Source organism: Nonomuraea roseola, assembly GCF_039535395.1.
GTDB classification, from domain to species: domain Bacteria; phylum Actinomycetota; class Actinomycetes; order Streptosporangiales; family Streptosporangiaceae; genus Nonomuraea; species Nonomuraea roseola.
In genome coordinates, this window is the sequence record NZ_BAAAXC010000014.1 from 263,056 (window position 1) to 278,366 (window position 15,311).

Below are 15,311 nucleotides of genomic sequence, written 5' to 3' on the forward strand. Positions count from 1 at the left end.
CAGGTCCTCATTGATGACGAGCGGCCGCGCTACGCATACGGGCGCGGCCGCCGCCCGCTGTGGACCGGATCCGTCCCGGCGCGGAGGCCGACACCTCCAGGCTCGGGCTCCTGCACGGCACCCCAACGCGCCGGGTCGGGGTGCCGACCCCCGCTGATCATCATGGCCGGGGTCGGCACCCCCTTCGCGTTTACTCGGCGGCTCCAGCGGACCGACGATCTTGGGGATCCAGCGGCCTGACGGCCCCGAGCGGACGGAAGGCGGGGCGAATGCCGCCGAGTCTGCCGGGCGGCGTCGGCTTGGGGTGGGTGGTCCGGTAGGTTACGGCGCGTCCCCCGCGGTGGTCTGCGGCCCAGAAGCGTCCTGCCGGAGCATCTTCAACGTCCTGGCGACAGTCGACTTATCCAGGCACGCCAGAAGCGCCCCGTGAGGGCAGCCGAAGGAGCCTTGAGCATGGCCGGCAGCACCTGCCGCCGCTTGGCGGGGGCCTGTCCGTCCATCGCGGGCAGCAAAACGGGCCGTCCATGGCGGACAACAAAAAGGGAAAGGAGAGCGCCCGCTCCTTTCCACTCTCAACGTATAGCGCACCGGGGGGCTTGCGGCAAGACCCCGGTCGTACTGCAGAATCGCCGACCGAGGCCAGAACCTGCGGAAATGGGGGACGCGAAGTGCGTGTGTTGTTGTCGGCGTATGGGTCGCGCGGGAGTGTGGAACCGATGGCGGGACTCGCGGTGGGGTTGCGGGCGCTCGGCGCGGAGGCGCGGATGTGCGCGCCGCCGGACGAGGAGTTCGCGGAGCTGCTGGCCGGAGCCGGTGTGCCGATGGTGCCGACAGGCCGGCCGGTGCGCCCGCTGGCGACCACGGTGACGCCGGGGTCGGCGGTGGGCCTGCCGCAGCGTGCGGCCGAGTTGATGGCCGCGCAGTTCGACACGGTCGCCGCGGCGGCCGAGGGATGTGATGCGCTGGTGGCGACCGGCCCGTTGCCGGCCACGGCCGGCGCGCGGTCGGTGGCCGAGAGATTGGGCATCCGCTACGTGCATGTGAGCCACCAGCCGGTCGTACTGCCGTCGCCGTACCGCCGACCGCCCGCGCGGCGGGGCCGGCCGTTGCCACCGGACGTGACCGACAACCGGGCGCTGTGGGACCTGGACGCCGAGATCGCGAATGCGATGTTCGGCGAGGTGCTCAACACCCATCGGGCGTCGATCGGCCTGCCGCCGGTGGACAACGTCCGCGACTACGCCTTCACCGACCGCCCGTGGCTGGCAACGGACCCGATCCTGTCGCCGTGGCAGCCGACGGATCTCGACGTGGTGCAGACAGGCGCGTGGATCCTGACCGACGAGCGCCCGCTCCCGGCCGGATTGGCGGCGTTCCTGGACGGCGGCACACCACCGGTGTACGTGGGCTTCGGCAGCACGTCCATGAGCGCCCCCAAGGAGTTCGCCCAGGTGGCCATCGAGGCGATCCGCGCGCAGGGCCGCCGCGTCCTCGTCGGCCGCGGCTGGGCCGGCCTGGACCTGATCGACGACGGGGACGACTGTTTCGCCGTCGGCGAGGTCAACCATCAGGCGCTGTTCCAACGGGTGGCCGCCGTCGTGCACCACGGCAGCGCGGGCACGACGACGACCGCCACCCGGGCCGGCGCGCCTCAGGTGGTGGTACCCCAGGGGGCGGACCAGCCGTACTGGGCGGGCCGGGTGGCCGAGCTCGGCATCGGCGCGGCGCACGACGGTCCCACTCCGGCCTTCGAGTCCCTGTCAGCCGCGCTGGAGGCGGCCCTGGCCCTCGAGACCCGCGCGCGAGCGGCCGCCGTGGCCGGCACGATCCGCGCCGACGGGGCGACGGTGGCCGCGACGCTGCTGCTGGACGCGGTCAGCCGCGCAAGGCCGCCCGTCTCCGCGTGAACCACACGTAGATCGTCAGAACACGAGTAACCGTCACCCCTGGCGGCTGGAACCGGTACGGATGTGGGGGCCATGTCAGACAGAGCGTCGCTCGTCATGGCCGCCAGGTTCGTCACACCGGTCCGGACGCCTCGCTGCGCGCAATGCTGCAGCCAGCGACCCTGTATCGGAGCCAAGCACGTGAATTTCCTGACCACCAGTGCGTTCGACCTTCCCGACCACCTCGCCCCGAAGGCCGACCCGGCGCTGATCGCCGGTGACGAACAGCACTTCGCGGCCATCGCGCAGACCCTGGAGGAGTCGATCGCCGACCTGTCGGACCGGCTGGAGGCCGAGCGTAAGGCGCCCGGCGGCGCGGGCCGGGCCGCGATGGACCGGGACATGCAGATCCACCGGCTGACCGCCCGGCTGCGCACACTACGGCGCTTCGGGTTGGACCTGTGCCTGGGGCACATGGTCGGCGCGGACGACGGCGAGCCCGTCTACATCGGACGGCTGGGCCTCACCGACAGCACCGGACGCCGGCTGCTGCTCGACTGGCGCTCGCCCGCGGCCGAGCCGTTCTTCGGAGCCACCCACGCCAACGCGATGGGGCTGGCGAGCCGCCGCCGGTATCGCTGGACCCGCGGCCGGATCAGCGACTACTGGGATGAGGTGTTCACCCCCGACGGGCTCGTCGGGCACGCCGCGCTCGATGACCAGTCGGCCTTCATCGCCAGCCTGGGCAGCAACCGGTCGGCCCGGATGCGTGACGTGCTCGGCACCATCCAGGCCGACCAGGACGCCATCATCCGGGCGGGATCCGGCGGCGCGCTGGTCGTCGACGGCGGCCCGGGCACCGGCAAGACGGTCGTGGCGCTGCACCGCTCGGCCTACCTGCTCTACTCCGACCCCCGCCTGGGTCATCACCGGGGCGGCGTGTTGTTCGTCGGTCCGCACCAGCCCTACCTGGCCTACGTCGCCGACGTCCTGCCCAGCCTCGGCGAGGAGGGCGTGCAGACCTGCACCCTGCGCGACCTGGTCGCCGAAGGAGCCGCGGCGGCGATCGAGACCGACCCGCAGGTGGAGCGTCTGAAGTCGTCGGCGCGCCTGGTCGAGGCGATCGAGCCGGCCGTCCGGTTCTATGAGAACCCGCCCACCAAGCCGATGACGGTCACGACCCCCTGGTCCGACATCCGGCTGAGCGCCGAGGACTGGGCCGAGGCGTTCGCGGCGCCCGATCCCGGCACGCCGCACAACGACGCGCGGAACCAGATCTGGGAGGAACTGCTCACGATCTTGTTGGACAAGCACGACGACGAGGAGGCTCCGGCGCACCTGCTGCGCAGGTCGCTGCTGCAGAACAGGGAGCTGCTCACCGTCTTCAACCGGGCGTGGCCGCTGCTCGAAGCGGCCGACCTGGTCGGTGACCTGTGGACGGTCCCCGCCTACCTGCGGTTGTGCGCCCCCTGGCTCACCCCCGAGGAGATCAAGGCGCTGCAGCGCGAGGACCCCCAGGCCTGGACGGTGTCGGACCTGCCGCTCCTTGACGCGGCCCGCCAGCGGCTCGGCGACCCGGGGGCGGCCCGACTCAAGCGCCGGCAGGACGCCGCTGTCGCCGCCGAACGCGAGCGCATGACGCAGGTCGTCGACCGCCTGCTCGATGCCGATGACGACGGTGAAGGGGTGGTGACGATGCTGCGCGGGCAGGACATCCGAGACGCCCTGGTCGACGAGACCGCATTGCCCGCCCTCGAACCGGACCTGCTGGCCGGCCCGTTCGCGCACATCGTCGTGGACGAGGCGCAGGAACTGACCGACGCGCAGTGGCAGATGCTGCTGCTGCGCTGCCCGTCGCGGAGCTTCACCATCGTCGGCGACCGCGCCCAGGCCAGGCACGGGTTCACCGAGTCGTGGCAGGAACGGCTCGAGCGGATCGGACTCGACCGCATCACCCTGGCCTCGCTGAGCGTCAACTACCGGACACCGGAGGAGATCATGACCGAAGCCGAGCCGGTCATCCGGGCCGCGCTGCCGGACGCCAACGTGCCGACCTCCATCCGCAGCAACGGCGTCCCCGTCACCCACGGATCCGCCTCCGAGCTGGGCTCGATCCTCGACACCTGGCTGGCCGCGCACGCCGACGGGACCGCCTGCGTGATCGGCGATCCGGCGTTCCGGGCGACCTCCCGCGTCCGGTCACTGACTCCGGAACTGGCCAAGGGGCTCGAGTTCGACCTGGTCGTCCTCATCGATCCGGAGGCGTTCGGCGAGGGGATCGAAGGAGCGGTCGACCGCTATGTCGCGATGACCCGAGCGACCCAGCAACTCGTCATCCTCACGAGCGGCTGACCTCGGCAGGACGCACGCCCGCTCCCGGCCGAGCCGGCGGCGTTCCTGGACGCCGGCGCACGTCGACGGTGTCGTCATGGCGAACCGTGTTCGGCACGTCGGCCCGGCGCCTGCGGGGGCGCTGCCACAGATGCGTGGTGCAGTCCTCCGTCGTCGCCGGGCACCCAGGGTCGCGGGGCGGCGGCTCCTGCACACGCCCGCTCTCAGTCGCCGGGCCGGCGGTGTGCGGCCAGCTCGGGTCCTGGCTCGCGCACCGCCAGCCAGTGCCGGAGCACACGACGAAACAGCTCCGGGTCCTCCGCGCTCCACACGTGATGCATCCTGGGCACCGTCCGCGCGACCGCCTTCGGCGCCCGGGAGGTCACCTCGGCCAGCGCTCGATGCACCGCCTTCGGCTCCCGCTCGCCCGCCAGCATCAGGATCGGTGTCTGTGAACGCCTCAGGCCCTCGAGGTCCGCGGCCGGCACACCTTCGTACACCTGGGTCAGCATGCGTCGCGCCGACACCCGGTCGATCCCCATGCCGGTCTCGACGAACGTGTCGACCGAATCATCGGGTAACCGGAACGCGCGCGCCATCACCCGCCAGTATGAGCGCGAACCCCACAACCCGATCTGCGCGACCCCCGACACCCTTGTCGTCGTCCCCACGCCCTGGAGCGGCGCACCGGTGAGCATCGCGCTCCTGACGAGATCGGGATGGCGTGCCACAAGAACAGTGCCGACCACGGCGCCGAGGGAGAGGCCTACGAGGTGCGCGCGTCCACCGTGGGCGCGTTCACGGATGATCGCCGCTGCCGAGTCGGCCACCTCGGCGACGGTCGTCCAGGGCTCAGCGTTCGACGCGCCGAAACCGGGCAGGTCCGGGATCAGGCTGATCGGGCAGCGACGCGGCCAGGTCGCGCCACATCCACCCCGCGACGTTGCCGCCGTGCAGGAACAGGAGAGTCTCGTCGGCGTCCTGATGTTCCTCGTGCACGAACATCACAGCGCCCCCTCGAGCTCGTCGAGCCAGCTGAGCTCGGCCTCGTGGTGCACGATGCCGTTGCGCAACGTCATCGCCCGCAGCCGCTCGGGGTACGTCGCCGTGGGCGCCTCAAGCGCTCGCAGCTCGTCGAGCCGTTGCCTCACCAGCGCCCTGCGCTCATCGACGAGTTTCCGTACGAGCTGGGGATCCTCGGCCCGACCGGCGAAGTAGACCCGTGCCAGGAACGCCTCGCGCGGCAACTCGGTGGGCGCGGGGGAGCGCAGCCAGGTGTCCAGTTCGGCGGAGCCCGCCTCGGTCAGCCGGTACTCATGCCGGTCCGGGCGTGAGCGCTGGCGGATGACGTGCTCGTTCAGCAGGCCGTCGGCGTGCAGGTTGCCGAGGGTGCGGTAGATCTGCGACCGATCAGCTGCCCAGAAATGCCGGGCCGTGTTGTCGAAGGCCTTCTTGAGGTCGTACCCGGTCATCGGCTTCAGGTCGAGGAGGCCGAGGATGGCATGCCTAAGGGACATGACACATAGTCTACATCACACCTATAGACGCGTCCGGGCCGCTGAGCCATGTGCCGTCGATCATGAGATCGCGCCCGGCGAGCTCGTTCACCTCGCGCCAGGCCTGCACCTGGAGCGGGACGACACGGAAGTAGGGGTAGGCGCCGCGCTGCTCGCGCGGGTCGAAGCCCGTCTTGGCGGCGAAGGCGTCGCCGACCTCGGCCGGGAGCTCGGCGGCGGGTATCACCTCGCGCACCTCGGCGTCGATCAGGACGACGTCGCGCGTGGGGCCGAGCGCGACTCGGACCTTGCCGGTGGCCTCCAGGAATCTGGCCGTCGGGTTGGTCCTGGCCGTGGAGATGAGCAGGGCCTGGCCGTCCCACAGGAACGACAGCGGCACCAGGTACGGCAGGCCGGCCGGATCGGCGGTGGCGAACCAGGCGTCGACGTCACGGTCGAGCCGGTCCAGGGTGTCGCGGATGCGCAGGGCGAGGGAGCGGGCGGGCGGGTTCACGGTGGTCAGGGTGGTGCTCATCGGTCAGCCCCAGGCCCCGGCGATCTGCCGCGTCGAGGCGTTGAGCCGGTTGAACAGGTTCGTCGCACCGATCATGAGGACCAGCGCGGCCAGTCCTCGCTCGTCGTAGTGCCTGGCCGCCTCGTCCCAGACCTGGTCAGGGACGGCGTCCTGCCGGTCGGCCAGCCGGGTCGTCGACTCGGCCAGGGCCAGCGCGGCCCGCTCGGCGTCGGTGAAGTACGGCGTCTCGCGCCAGGCCGACACCGCCCCCAGGCGCTCCTCGCTCTCCCCCGACTTCCTGGCGGTGCGTGACCCGCCGTCGACGCAGGCGCTGCAGCCGTTGACCTGGCTGACCCGCAGGTGCACCAGCTCCAGTGTGGTCTCAGGGACACCGCCCTGCTTGGCGACCTCCACGATCTTCATGAGTGGCCGCATCGCGCCGGACAGGACGGTGACGGGGTTCGGCATCCGAGGGTTCATGTTGTCCTCCTGAGTGAGTGGCTCGCATCTCCATGACGCCACGGGGGCACGGCGGCCCGCCACCGACCGCAGCCCGTCCGGGACGCGATCACCGTCTGGGCAGACGAGCTGACCTCGGGCGATACAGTGAGATCCAGTTGTCCCTGCACTGTCCCGGGACGGGACGCCCGAAGGATGGAGCATGAGCGAGGATCTCGCACGGCGCCTGCGCCAGGTCCGGGAGGCCGGCGGCCGCAGCCTGCGCGACCTGGAGCGCTCACTCCACGTGAGCAGCTCCTCGCTCTCGCGCTACCTGACCGGCCAGGCCGTGCCACCCTGGTCGGTGGTCGTGGGGCTCTGCCAGACCGCGGGCGTCGATCCCCGGCCGCTGCGGCCGCTGTGGGAGGCGGGCAAACGCGGCCCCAGGGTGGGTCCCGCCGTCACCGTGACCCGCAACGACCTGCCGTACGACATCAGCACGTTCACCGGACGGCAGGAGGAACTGGCCGCGGTGCTGACGGCCGCGCGCGCCGAGCGCGTGGTGGCCATCGACGGGATGGGCGGGGTCGGGAAGACCACCCTGGCCGTCCACGCGGCCCACCGGCTGACCTCCGACTACCCCGACGCGCAGCTCCACCTCGACCTGCACGGCTTCACTCCCGGCCGGGATCCCGTCGAGCCAGGCGAGGCGCTGCGGATCCTGCTGGCCGCGCTCGGCGTGCCGTCCGGGCGGATACCGGAGGCGGTGGAGGAGCGGGCCGCGCTGTGGCGGTCGGAGCTGGCCATGCGGCGCGCCGTCGTCGTGCTCGACAATGTCGCGGGCCAGGCACAGGTGCGGCCGCTCCTGCCGGGGGCCGGGTCCAGCATCGTCCTGATCACCAGCCGCAGGCGGCTGATCGGGCTCGGCGACGCCCACCCGGTCTCGCTCGACGTGCTCGGCCCGCGCGAGGCGGCCGACCTGTTCGGCGCGGCGCTCGGCGACGCGCGGGCGCAGGACTCGCCCGCGCTGGAGGAGGTGCTGCGCCGTTGCGGGCACCTGCCGCTGGTCCTCGGCGTGGCCGCCGCGCGCATGCGGCACCGCCCGGCCTGGACGCTGGAGACGCTGGCGGAGTACCTGCGCGAGGGCGACCTGGGCACCGCGGGGGTGCTGTCGATGTCGCTGCGCGATCTCGACGACGGGCAGCACCGCATGTTCCGCCTGCTCGGCCTGGCGCCCGGCGTGGACCTGAGCGTGCACGCCGCGGCCGCGCTCGCCGAGGTCTCGGTGAGTACGGCGCGCCGGCTCCTGGATGACCTGGTCGACGCCAGCCTGGTGCTGGAGAACGTGCCGGGCCGCTACCACCAGCACGACCTGCTGCGCGAGCTCGCCCGCGGGGCGGCCGAAGAGCGGGACGAGAAGCGCGTGGCGTTGACCCGGCTGCTCGACCACTACGTGAGAGCGGCGGCCACCGCCACGAACCTGCTCTACCCTTCAGGCGCGCACCTGCGGCCCGCCGTACCCGCAGGGGAGCCCTTCGCCCGCCCCGCCGACGCGCTGCGCTGGCTGGACGGCGAGCGCGCCAACCTCGTGACGGCGGGGACGTACGCCGCCGAGCAGGGCTGGCCTGAGCACGCGGTCCTGCTGGCGCGAATCCTCTACCCCTACCTCGACGGCCACGCCCACCACGCCGAGTCGCTCCCGCTGTACGGCAGGGCGCTGGAGGCCGCCCGCCATCTCGGAGACCGGGCTGGCGAGGTGCACCTGCTGAACGAGTGGATGTCGATGAACGCCCGCCAGGGCCGCTACGACCACGCCCACGACGACGCCAAGCACGTCAGGGATCTGGCCCGCGAGATCGGCGACCGGTACGGCGAGGCCAGAGCGCTGAACGCGCTGGGCGACATGCACTGGCGCGAGCGCGACGACCTGCGGGCGGAAGAGCGCTTCCGCGCCGCTCTTGAGCTGTTTCGCGAGGTGGACGCCGGCACCGACGTGGCCATCGTGCTGGGCAACCTGGGGCTGGTCGCCGGGCGGCAGGGCCGCTACGACGAGGCCGAGAGGGCGCTGCGGCAGGCGCTGGCGGGCTTCGCGGCGATCGGGCTGCCCGGCGGGCAGGGCACGATCCGCGCCAACCTGGGGCAGATCTGCCTGTGGCAGGGGCGCCCCGCGGAGGCGCTGGAGCACTACCGGGAGGCGCTGGAGCACCATCGTGGCCTCGACTATCCCAGCGGTGAGGCCGACGCGCTCAACGGCATGGGTGTCGCGGCGCGCCACCTGGGCGAGGTGACACAGGCGGTGGAGGACCACCGTGCGGCCCTCGCCATGGCAGTGGAGGCCGGCGACCCTGCCCGGCAGGGCGCCGCCCACGAAGGGCTGGCCCGCGCCCACCGCGAGCGCGGCGAGCGGGATCTGGCCCGCGAGCACGCCACCGGTGCGCTGGACGTCTACGTGCGCACGGGACTGCCCGAAGCCGACGACATGCGCGCCTTCCTCGCCGGCTGAGCATCGCCGCGATCTCGCGAGCCCACACGACAGCGGATGACGCGCGTGCCGTCCAGTCGAGCGCCCACGGGCACACCGTCTCACGGCCGGATCTCGTAGACCACGTTGAAGGACGTCTGCGCGGCCCGCCGGAATCGGGTGAAACCCGCGTCCGCGATCACCTCGCGGATCGCCGCCTCACCGGCCTGCGCGCCCAACGCGTACCCGCCCGGCTGGGACAGACCGTTGGGGACGCACAGGAACGTGGAGGCGCTGTAGTACAGCCGTCCCACCGGGTTGAAGTTCTCCTCGACCTTGTCGGAGGCGAACGGCTCCACCAGAAGCCACGTGCCGTCCTGAGCCAGCGCCTCCCGCACCCGCCGGGCCGCCCCGAGCGGGTCGCCCATGTCATGCAGGCAGTCGAACATCGTCACCAGGTCGTAGCCGGTCCCTGTGAAGGTCTGCGCGGTGGCCACCTCGAAGCTGACCCGGTCGGCGAGCCCGGCCTCCGCGGCCCCCTTGCGCGCCAGCGCGATCGAATCGGCGTGGTAGTCGGAGCCGACGACCGTGGTACGCGGATACGCCTCGGCGAGCAGGATCGACGACGAGCCGAGACCACAGCCGACGTCGGCGACCAGGGCCCCGGCCGTCAGCTTCGCCTCGACCCCCTCCAACGCGGGGATCCAGTTCGGGATCAGCTCGGCCACGTAGCCGGGCCGGTAGAACGCGTCGCACCCGACGAAGACGTCCTCGTCGTGCTCGTGCCAGCCGACGCCGGCACCGGTACGGAACGCCTCGGTGATGCGCGGTTCTGCGCGCAGCATCCCCAGAGAGATGAGGAAGGCCGTCGGCACGTTGGGACCGTTCGGGTCGGCCAGGCAGAACGCCTGCTCCTCGGTCAGCGAGAACCGGCCGGTCTCCGGTTCGTAGCTGACATATCCACCGGCGGCCTGTCCGCGCAGCCATTCGGTGAGGTAGCGCAGGTGGCACCCGGTGCGCTCGGCGAACTGCTCGGGTGTCGCGGGGCCCTCCGCGAGGGCGCGATAGAGGCCGAGCCGCTGGCCGATCACGACGGAGCCTGCGGCGTCGGTCGCCGCCAGGTCGCTCACGAACCGGCCCAGGAACTCGTTCACCTTCTCGTGGTCCATCTCTGGTCTCCCTCCTGTCGGACCGGGTGGCGCCGGTCACAACACAAGAGTCGGCCCGCTGCCTTTCACGGCCCTCGCACGGGCTATCGTCGTGCTAACAGGCCGAGTTCGTCCTCGTCACGGGAGTGTTGGACACGGGGGATGCCATGGCAGTCAGGAGCCTGCCGCCGCCGGTCCGGGTGGAGGTGCTGGGGCCGCTGCGGCTCCTCGTTGACGGCGCCCCTGTGGACGTATCCGGCCCGAAGCGGCGGGCGGTGCTCGCGCTGCTCGCGCTCGCCGAGGGCCGAATCGTCACGGTCGATCACCTCGTGGACGCGCTCTGGCCGTCGGAGGTTCCCGAATCCGGGCGTCAAGCGCTGCACAACCACGTGTCCCGGCTGCGTGGGCACCTCGGTCCTGCGGCGGCCCGGCTCGAGACACGGCATGACGGTTATCTGCTCGCGCTCGAGCGCGACGAACTGGACGTGGCACAGGCGCGAGCACTGCTCGCGACGGCGCGTACGACGGCGCAGCGGGACCCGGCCTGCGCGCTCTCCCTGCTGCAGGAGGCGCACGGGCTGTGGCGAGGGCCGGTTCTCGCCGACCTCTCCGACGTCGTGCCCATCGCCACCGCGGTCGAGGAGTACGCTCAGCTGCACCGCGAGGTGACCGACGCGCTGGTCGACAGCACCGTCGCCGCAGGACAGGCTGATGGGATCCTGGGCCTGGCCGCCGCGTCATCGGCCGCCGACCCGCTGCGGGAGCCCGCCGTCCTCCTGCTCATGCGGGCGCTGGCGGCGACCGGGCAGGCGCCGGAGGCCCTGCGCGTCGGACGGGAGTACCGGCGCAGGCTGGTCGAGGAGACGGGCCTCGATCCATCACCCGCCCTGGACGCCCTCGAGCGCGAGATCGTCGGCGGTGTCGCCGGTTCGGCGCCCAGCCGGCCCGAGGGGCCCGCCAGGCCGGCCACGCGGCTGATCGGCCGCGAGTCCCAGGTCGCGGCCCTGCATCGGCTGCTGGCGGCCGAGCGCCTGATCACGCTCGTGGGGCCAGGCGGCATCGGCAAGACCCGGGTCGCCCTGGAGGTCGCGTCGCAGAGCGGCACGGCGACGGTGCTGCTGCTGGCGCCGGTCACCGATCCCGCCGCCATCCCGCACGCGCTGGCGGCGGCCATGAACCTGAGGATCGACCAGGGTGACGTGCTGTCCGCCTGCGTCGCCGTGCTGGGCGACCGCCCCGGCCTGTTGATGATCGACAACTGTGAGCATCTGCTCGACGGCGTCAGGGACACGGTGGACGTGATCCTCTCCTCGTGTCCCAGAATCTCCTTGCTGACCACCAGCCGCGAACCTCTCGGCCTGACGGCCGAATACGTCTCACGGCTGGCGCCTCTTCCGCTGCCCCGCCCCGACCAGGACCCTTCGCGGGCTCCGTCCGTGGCGCTGTTCCTGGACCGGGCCCGGCGGGTCCGCCCCGGTCCACCACCGACGCCGGCGGAGCTGTGCACGGTCGCCGACATCGTGCACAGGCTCGACGGGATGCCGCTGGCCATCGAACTGGCGGCGGGCCGGCTGTCCACGCTGTCCCTCGCTGATCTGCGTGGCCGCCTGGACCGCTCGCTCGACCTGCTCGCCGGTGGCAGGCCCAGCGCGGATTCCCGGCACCGGACGCTGCGCGCGACCATCGAGTGGTCGTATCAGCTCCTCACCGACGACGAACGGCGGCTGTTCCGGCATCTGTCGGTCTTCCCCGACGGTGTCGACCTCGACACCGCCGAGCGGCTCGCCGCCGACCTGGGCCTGGAAAGTGATCCAGGAAGCGCGCTGGCCCGCCTCGTCGACGCCTCCATGATCGACGCCTCCTTCCAGGAGACCACCCGGTACCGCATGCTGGAGACGCTGAGGGCCTTCGGGCTGGACCGGCTCGCGGCGGCCGGCGAGGAGAAGGCCGCCGTCGAGCGCATGACCCGGTGGGCTGTCGAGCTGACCTCATGGATCGAGGCCACCATGACCACCGAGAGGGAGCCCGAGGCGGACGCCGTCCTGCGCCGGGAGCTGCCGAACCTGCGGGCCGCGTGGCGGCTGGTTCGCAGCCAGGGCTGTCTGGACGACGCCGCGGCGATGGTCATCACGCTGTTCGAGACGGTCGCCTACCGCGACCTGATCGAGCTTCGGGACTGGGCAGAGGAACTGGCCGGCGACCAGGGACTCACCGCCCACCCACGGGCCTGCGCCGTACTCGCGACCGCGGCGGAAGCCGCCTACCACCGCGGCGACTACCGCCAGGCCGACCGGCTCGCCCGCACAGGGCTGGAGAAGGCGGGCGACAGCGTCGGGTCATGGCACTGCCTGATGGTGCTGTCGGTGGCCGACCTGGCGCGCGGCGCCTACGACGACGTGGTCGAGCATTCCCTCGCCGCGACCGTTCTCGCCGGCCCGCACAGGGAGAGCCTGGGGATCGCCGCCCTCGCGACCGCCTACGCGGGCGATCCAGATGCGGCGCGACGACTGAACGAGCGGGGGCTGGCCGGCGCGGTGTCGCCCACGATGCTCTCGTGGGGCGCCTACGTCGCCGGGGAGATCGAGAGTCTCGCGGGCCACAGCGAACCGGCCGAGCGGCATTACATCCGTGCCATCGACCTGGCCCGCACCTCGGGCGCGACCTTTCTCGTCGGCGTCGCGACCGTCGGGCTCCTGTCGGTGCGCGCCTCCACGGGCCGTGTCCACGAGGCGCTGGGCGGCTACCGCGACGTCATCGAGTACTTCGCCCGCAACGGCAACTGGACTCATTTGTGGGTCACCCTGCGCAACCTCGCCGATCTGCTGCGCGGGCTCGGCGACGACGAGCCTGCGGCGATGATCGACGCCGCGGCGGGCCAGGCTCCCGACGCGCCGGCCGTGGACCGCTCCCACGGCGAACGCCCCGCGCACACCGTGGCCGCTCCGGCGACGCCGATCCCCAGCCGGGTCGCCGTCCTCGAGCTGGCTCGGCAGGCGATCGAGCGGAACCTCACTCGATCGTGACAGCCGTTGTGGGTGGCTCGGCGAACGACTCGTCTCCGACCCATGCCGTGAAACAGTCGACGCCCATGCCGGCGATGAGCTCGCCCGTCTGCGTCTCCTGCGCCGCCAGGGCACGGACTTTGCGGGCCGCCGTCCCCGCGTCCAGCACGAGGTCGACCGCCAGCAGGTGGGCCGGTGTCGTGATCGGGTATCCCGGCGGGAAGATGCCCAAGCTCTCGTTGAGCGCGCTCCAGCGCGGTGCCCGCCGCTCCGCGAACGTGGCGTACAGCAACCGCGCTCCGGACGGGGCGGCGCGGTCGAACGCCGCGGTGGTCCAGGCCGAGACCGCCTGATGGTCCGGGTGACCGGTGATGCCGTCAGGGCCGAAGGTGAGCACGGTGTCGGGCCGCACCCGCTCGATGACGTCGCACAGCCGCGCGACCGCGTCGGACCTGCGGACCTGCGCGCACTGCCCGTCCCGGTAGCCGAGCCAGTGGTGCTCGCCGACCCCGAGGATCTCCAGGCAGCGCGCCAGCTCGCGGGTGCGCGCCGCGGCGAGTCGATGCGGCGGCCACTCCACCGGGTCGCCCGTGCCGAGCTCGCCGCAGGTCGCGGTCACGCACACCACCCGCGATCCGCTGTCGCGAGCCATCGCCATCAAACCGCCGGACAGGTAGGCCTCGTCGTCAGGGTGCGCCCAGATCCCCAGGATGACGCCCAGTTCAGCGACATCGCACGCACGCTCGATCATGCCCGGACCTCCCTGGTGAGAATGCCGTGTACGGCCAGGCCGGCAGCACAGCAGGCGACGGCGATCACCCAGAGCCGGCCGACTCCGGCGGTGTCGACCACCAGGCCACCGGACAGCGCGCCTGCCGCGGACCCGAGATGGATCGCGGAGCTGTTCAGGGCGAGCAGCAGGGGCGCCGACCCCGCCCCCAGACCGATCAGGCGGTGCTGCTGTGCGGGAACGAACGCCCAGGCCGCGATCCCCCACGCGACCATGACCGCCGGCGACCCGGGCACCGTCGTCGCGACGTGCGGGAGCGCCGCGAAAGCCACAGCCAGTACGGCCACGGCCGGCAAGACCACCCGGCGAGGACCGCTCCGGTCGGCCGCGCTCCCGCCCCACCAGGTGCCCAGCATGCCTCCGATGCCGAACGCCCCGATCAACAGCCCGAGCCCGAGCGGCCCGGCCCCTGCCGCCACCAGCAGGGGAAGATAGGTGTACATGCTGTACGAGGCGGTCATCACCAGGAACGTCACGCCGAGCACTCCCACGACGGCAGGCGAACGCATCGGGCGCAGCCGCTCGCACACCGTGGCGCGCATCAGCGGGCCCGACCCTGCACGGGTGAGCAGCAGAGCGATCACGGTGGCCACGGCGAGCCCGGCGACCAGCCCGAACGCCGCCCGCCACGAGAGCATCGACGCCAGCGCCACACCCAGCGGAGCGCCCAGCACCATGGCGGTCGCCGTACCCCCCAAGATCACGCTCAGCGCCCGCCCGCGGTGGCTGGCCGGTACGGCCGCGACGGCCGCCGCGCAGGCGGCCGGCACATAGACCGACGCGGCAAGCGCTCCCAGCACCCGGGCGGCGAGGAGCGCGGGAAGCGCCGGCGCCACCGCCGACAGCACGCTCATGGTCCCGAACAGCCCCGCTGAGCCGATCAGCACCCGTCGCAGCGGCCACGACCCGAGCAGAGCGCTGAGCAGCACCGCGCCGATCGCATACGCCAGCGCGAACACCGTCACCGTCAGCCCCGCGGCGCCGACGGTGACACCGAGGTCATGTGAGATCCCGCTGAGTATCCCGGCCATCGCGAACATGTCGGTGCCGATCGCGAACGCGCCGATCCCGAGGGCGACGACCGAGAGCCACCTGCGCCGGTCCCGTTCCGGTAGGCGGGCTGTCCGGTCGAGCACCGCCGTGCTGACCACGTCATCGTCCATCTCGTCCTCCACGTTCGTCGCAATGCGATCGTCGGAGCACGGACTCGCAGCGCACTACCGCGGCGCTGTCACCGCCGATGGC

12 protein-coding genes are annotated in these 15,311 nt (G+C 72.2%); 4 read left to right on the forward strand and 8 right to left on the reverse strand.

Features of this window, described 5'->3' with window-relative positions; genetic code table 11:
• Nucleotides 1-716: 716 nt before the first annotated feature.
• Together ABFX55_RS19510 and helR are read left to right on the forward strand one after the other, a co-directional pair.
• The gene (locus ABFX55_RS19510; RefSeq protein ID WP_346122965.1) at nucleotides 717-1,907 is read left to right on the forward strand and encodes a glycosyltransferase; all 1,191 of its coding nucleotides are present in this window, start codon (nucleotides 717-719) and stop codon (nucleotides 1,905-1,907) included.
• A 180-nt stretch (nucleotides 1,908-2,087) separates the two neighbouring features.
• Nucleotides 2,088-4,238, forward strand: coding sequence for an RNA polymerase recycling motor ATPase HelR (gene helR, locus ABFX55_RS19515; protein ID WP_346122967.1), 2,151 nt, complete (start codon nucleotides 2,088-2,090; stop codon nucleotides 4,236-4,238).
• 203 nt (nucleotides 4,239-4,441) lie between these two features.
• Here the strand turns inward: helR and ABFX55_RS19520 are convergent, their stop codons facing one another.
• The 5 genes from ABFX55_RS19520 to ABFX55_RS19540 are packed head-to-tail and all read right to left on the reverse strand — an operon-like array spanning nucleotide 4,442 to nucleotide 6,707.
• Nucleotides 4,442-5,116 (reverse strand): alpha/beta fold hydrolase, encoded by a 675-nt coding sequence (locus ABFX55_RS19520; RefSeq protein WP_346124095.1) that lies wholly within the window; start codon nucleotides 5,114-5,116, stop codon nucleotides 4,442-4,444.
• Nucleotides 5,070-5,225 (reverse strand): hypothetical protein, encoded by a 156-nt coding sequence (locus tag ABFX55_RS19525; protein WP_346122969.1) that lies wholly within the window; start codon nucleotides 5,223-5,225, stop codon nucleotides 5,070-5,072. Before ABFX55_RS19525 ends, ABFX55_RS19520 begins: the two co-directional genes overlap by 47 nt.
• Nucleotides 5,222-5,734 (reverse strand): PadR family transcriptional regulator, encoded by a 513-nt coding sequence (locus ABFX55_RS19530; protein ID WP_346122971.1) that lies wholly within the window; start codon nucleotides 5,732-5,734, stop codon nucleotides 5,222-5,224. The genes ABFX55_RS19525 and ABFX55_RS19530 overlap by 4 nt, the downstream gene beginning before the upstream one ends.
• 10 nt (nucleotides 5,735-5,744) lie before the next feature.
• The gene (locus ABFX55_RS19535) at nucleotides 5,745-6,248 is read right to left on the reverse strand and encodes a pyridoxamine 5'-phosphate oxidase family protein (RefSeq protein ID WP_346122973.1); all 504 of its coding nucleotides are present in this window, start codon (nucleotides 6,246-6,248) and stop codon (nucleotides 5,745-5,747) included.
• Between the two features lie 3 nt (nucleotides 6,249-6,251).
• A complete protein-coding gene (locus ABFX55_RS19540; protein ID WP_346122975.1) occupies nucleotides 6,252-6,707 on the reverse strand; it encodes a carboxymuconolactone decarboxylase family protein in 456 nt (151 codons plus the stop codon).
• Between the two features lie 181 nt (nucleotides 6,708-6,888).
• Here ABFX55_RS19540 and ABFX55_RS19545 point away from each other — a divergent pair, with 181 nt between their 5' ends.
• Nucleotides 6,889-9,168, forward strand: a complete 2,280-nt coding sequence (locus ABFX55_RS19545) for an ATP-binding protein (RefSeq protein WP_346122977.1) — start codon at nucleotides 6,889-6,891, stop codon at nucleotides 9,166-9,168.
• An 80-nt stretch (nucleotides 9,169-9,248) separates the two neighbouring features.
• Here ABFX55_RS19545 and ABFX55_RS19550 read toward each other — a convergent pair whose 3' ends face one another.
• Nucleotides 9,249-10,295: a class I SAM-dependent methyltransferase gene (locus ABFX55_RS19550; RefSeq protein ID WP_346122979.1), complete on the reverse strand. Its 1,047-nt coding sequence runs from the start codon at nucleotides 10,293-10,295 to the stop codon at nucleotides 9,249-9,251.
• 146 nt (nucleotides 10,296-10,441) lie between these two features.
• Here ABFX55_RS19550 and ABFX55_RS19555 point away from each other — a divergent pair, with 146 nt between their 5' ends.
• Nucleotides 10,442-13,297, forward strand: coding sequence for an AfsR/SARP family transcriptional regulator (locus ABFX55_RS19555; RefSeq protein WP_346122981.1), 2,856 nt, complete (start codon nucleotides 10,442-10,444; stop codon nucleotides 13,295-13,297).
• On the opposite strand, the gene ABFX55_RS19560 is transcribed toward ABFX55_RS19555, so the two are convergent.
• Nucleotides 13,284-14,027 (reverse strand): PIG-L deacetylase family protein, encoded by a 744-nt coding sequence (locus ABFX55_RS19560; RefSeq protein WP_346122983.1) that lies wholly within the window; start codon nucleotides 14,025-14,027, stop codon nucleotides 13,284-13,286. The genes ABFX55_RS19555 and ABFX55_RS19560 overlap by 14 nt on opposite strands.
• Nucleotides 14,024-15,229 carry an MFS transporter gene (locus ABFX55_RS19565; RefSeq protein WP_346122985.1) on the reverse strand — a complete coding sequence of 402 codons (1,206 nt, stop codon included), beginning with the start codon at nucleotides 15,227-15,229 and terminating at the stop codon, nucleotides 14,024-14,026. Before ABFX55_RS19565 ends, ABFX55_RS19560 begins: the two co-directional genes overlap by 4 nt.
• Between the last annotated feature and the right edge of the window lie 82 nt (nucleotides 15,230-15,311).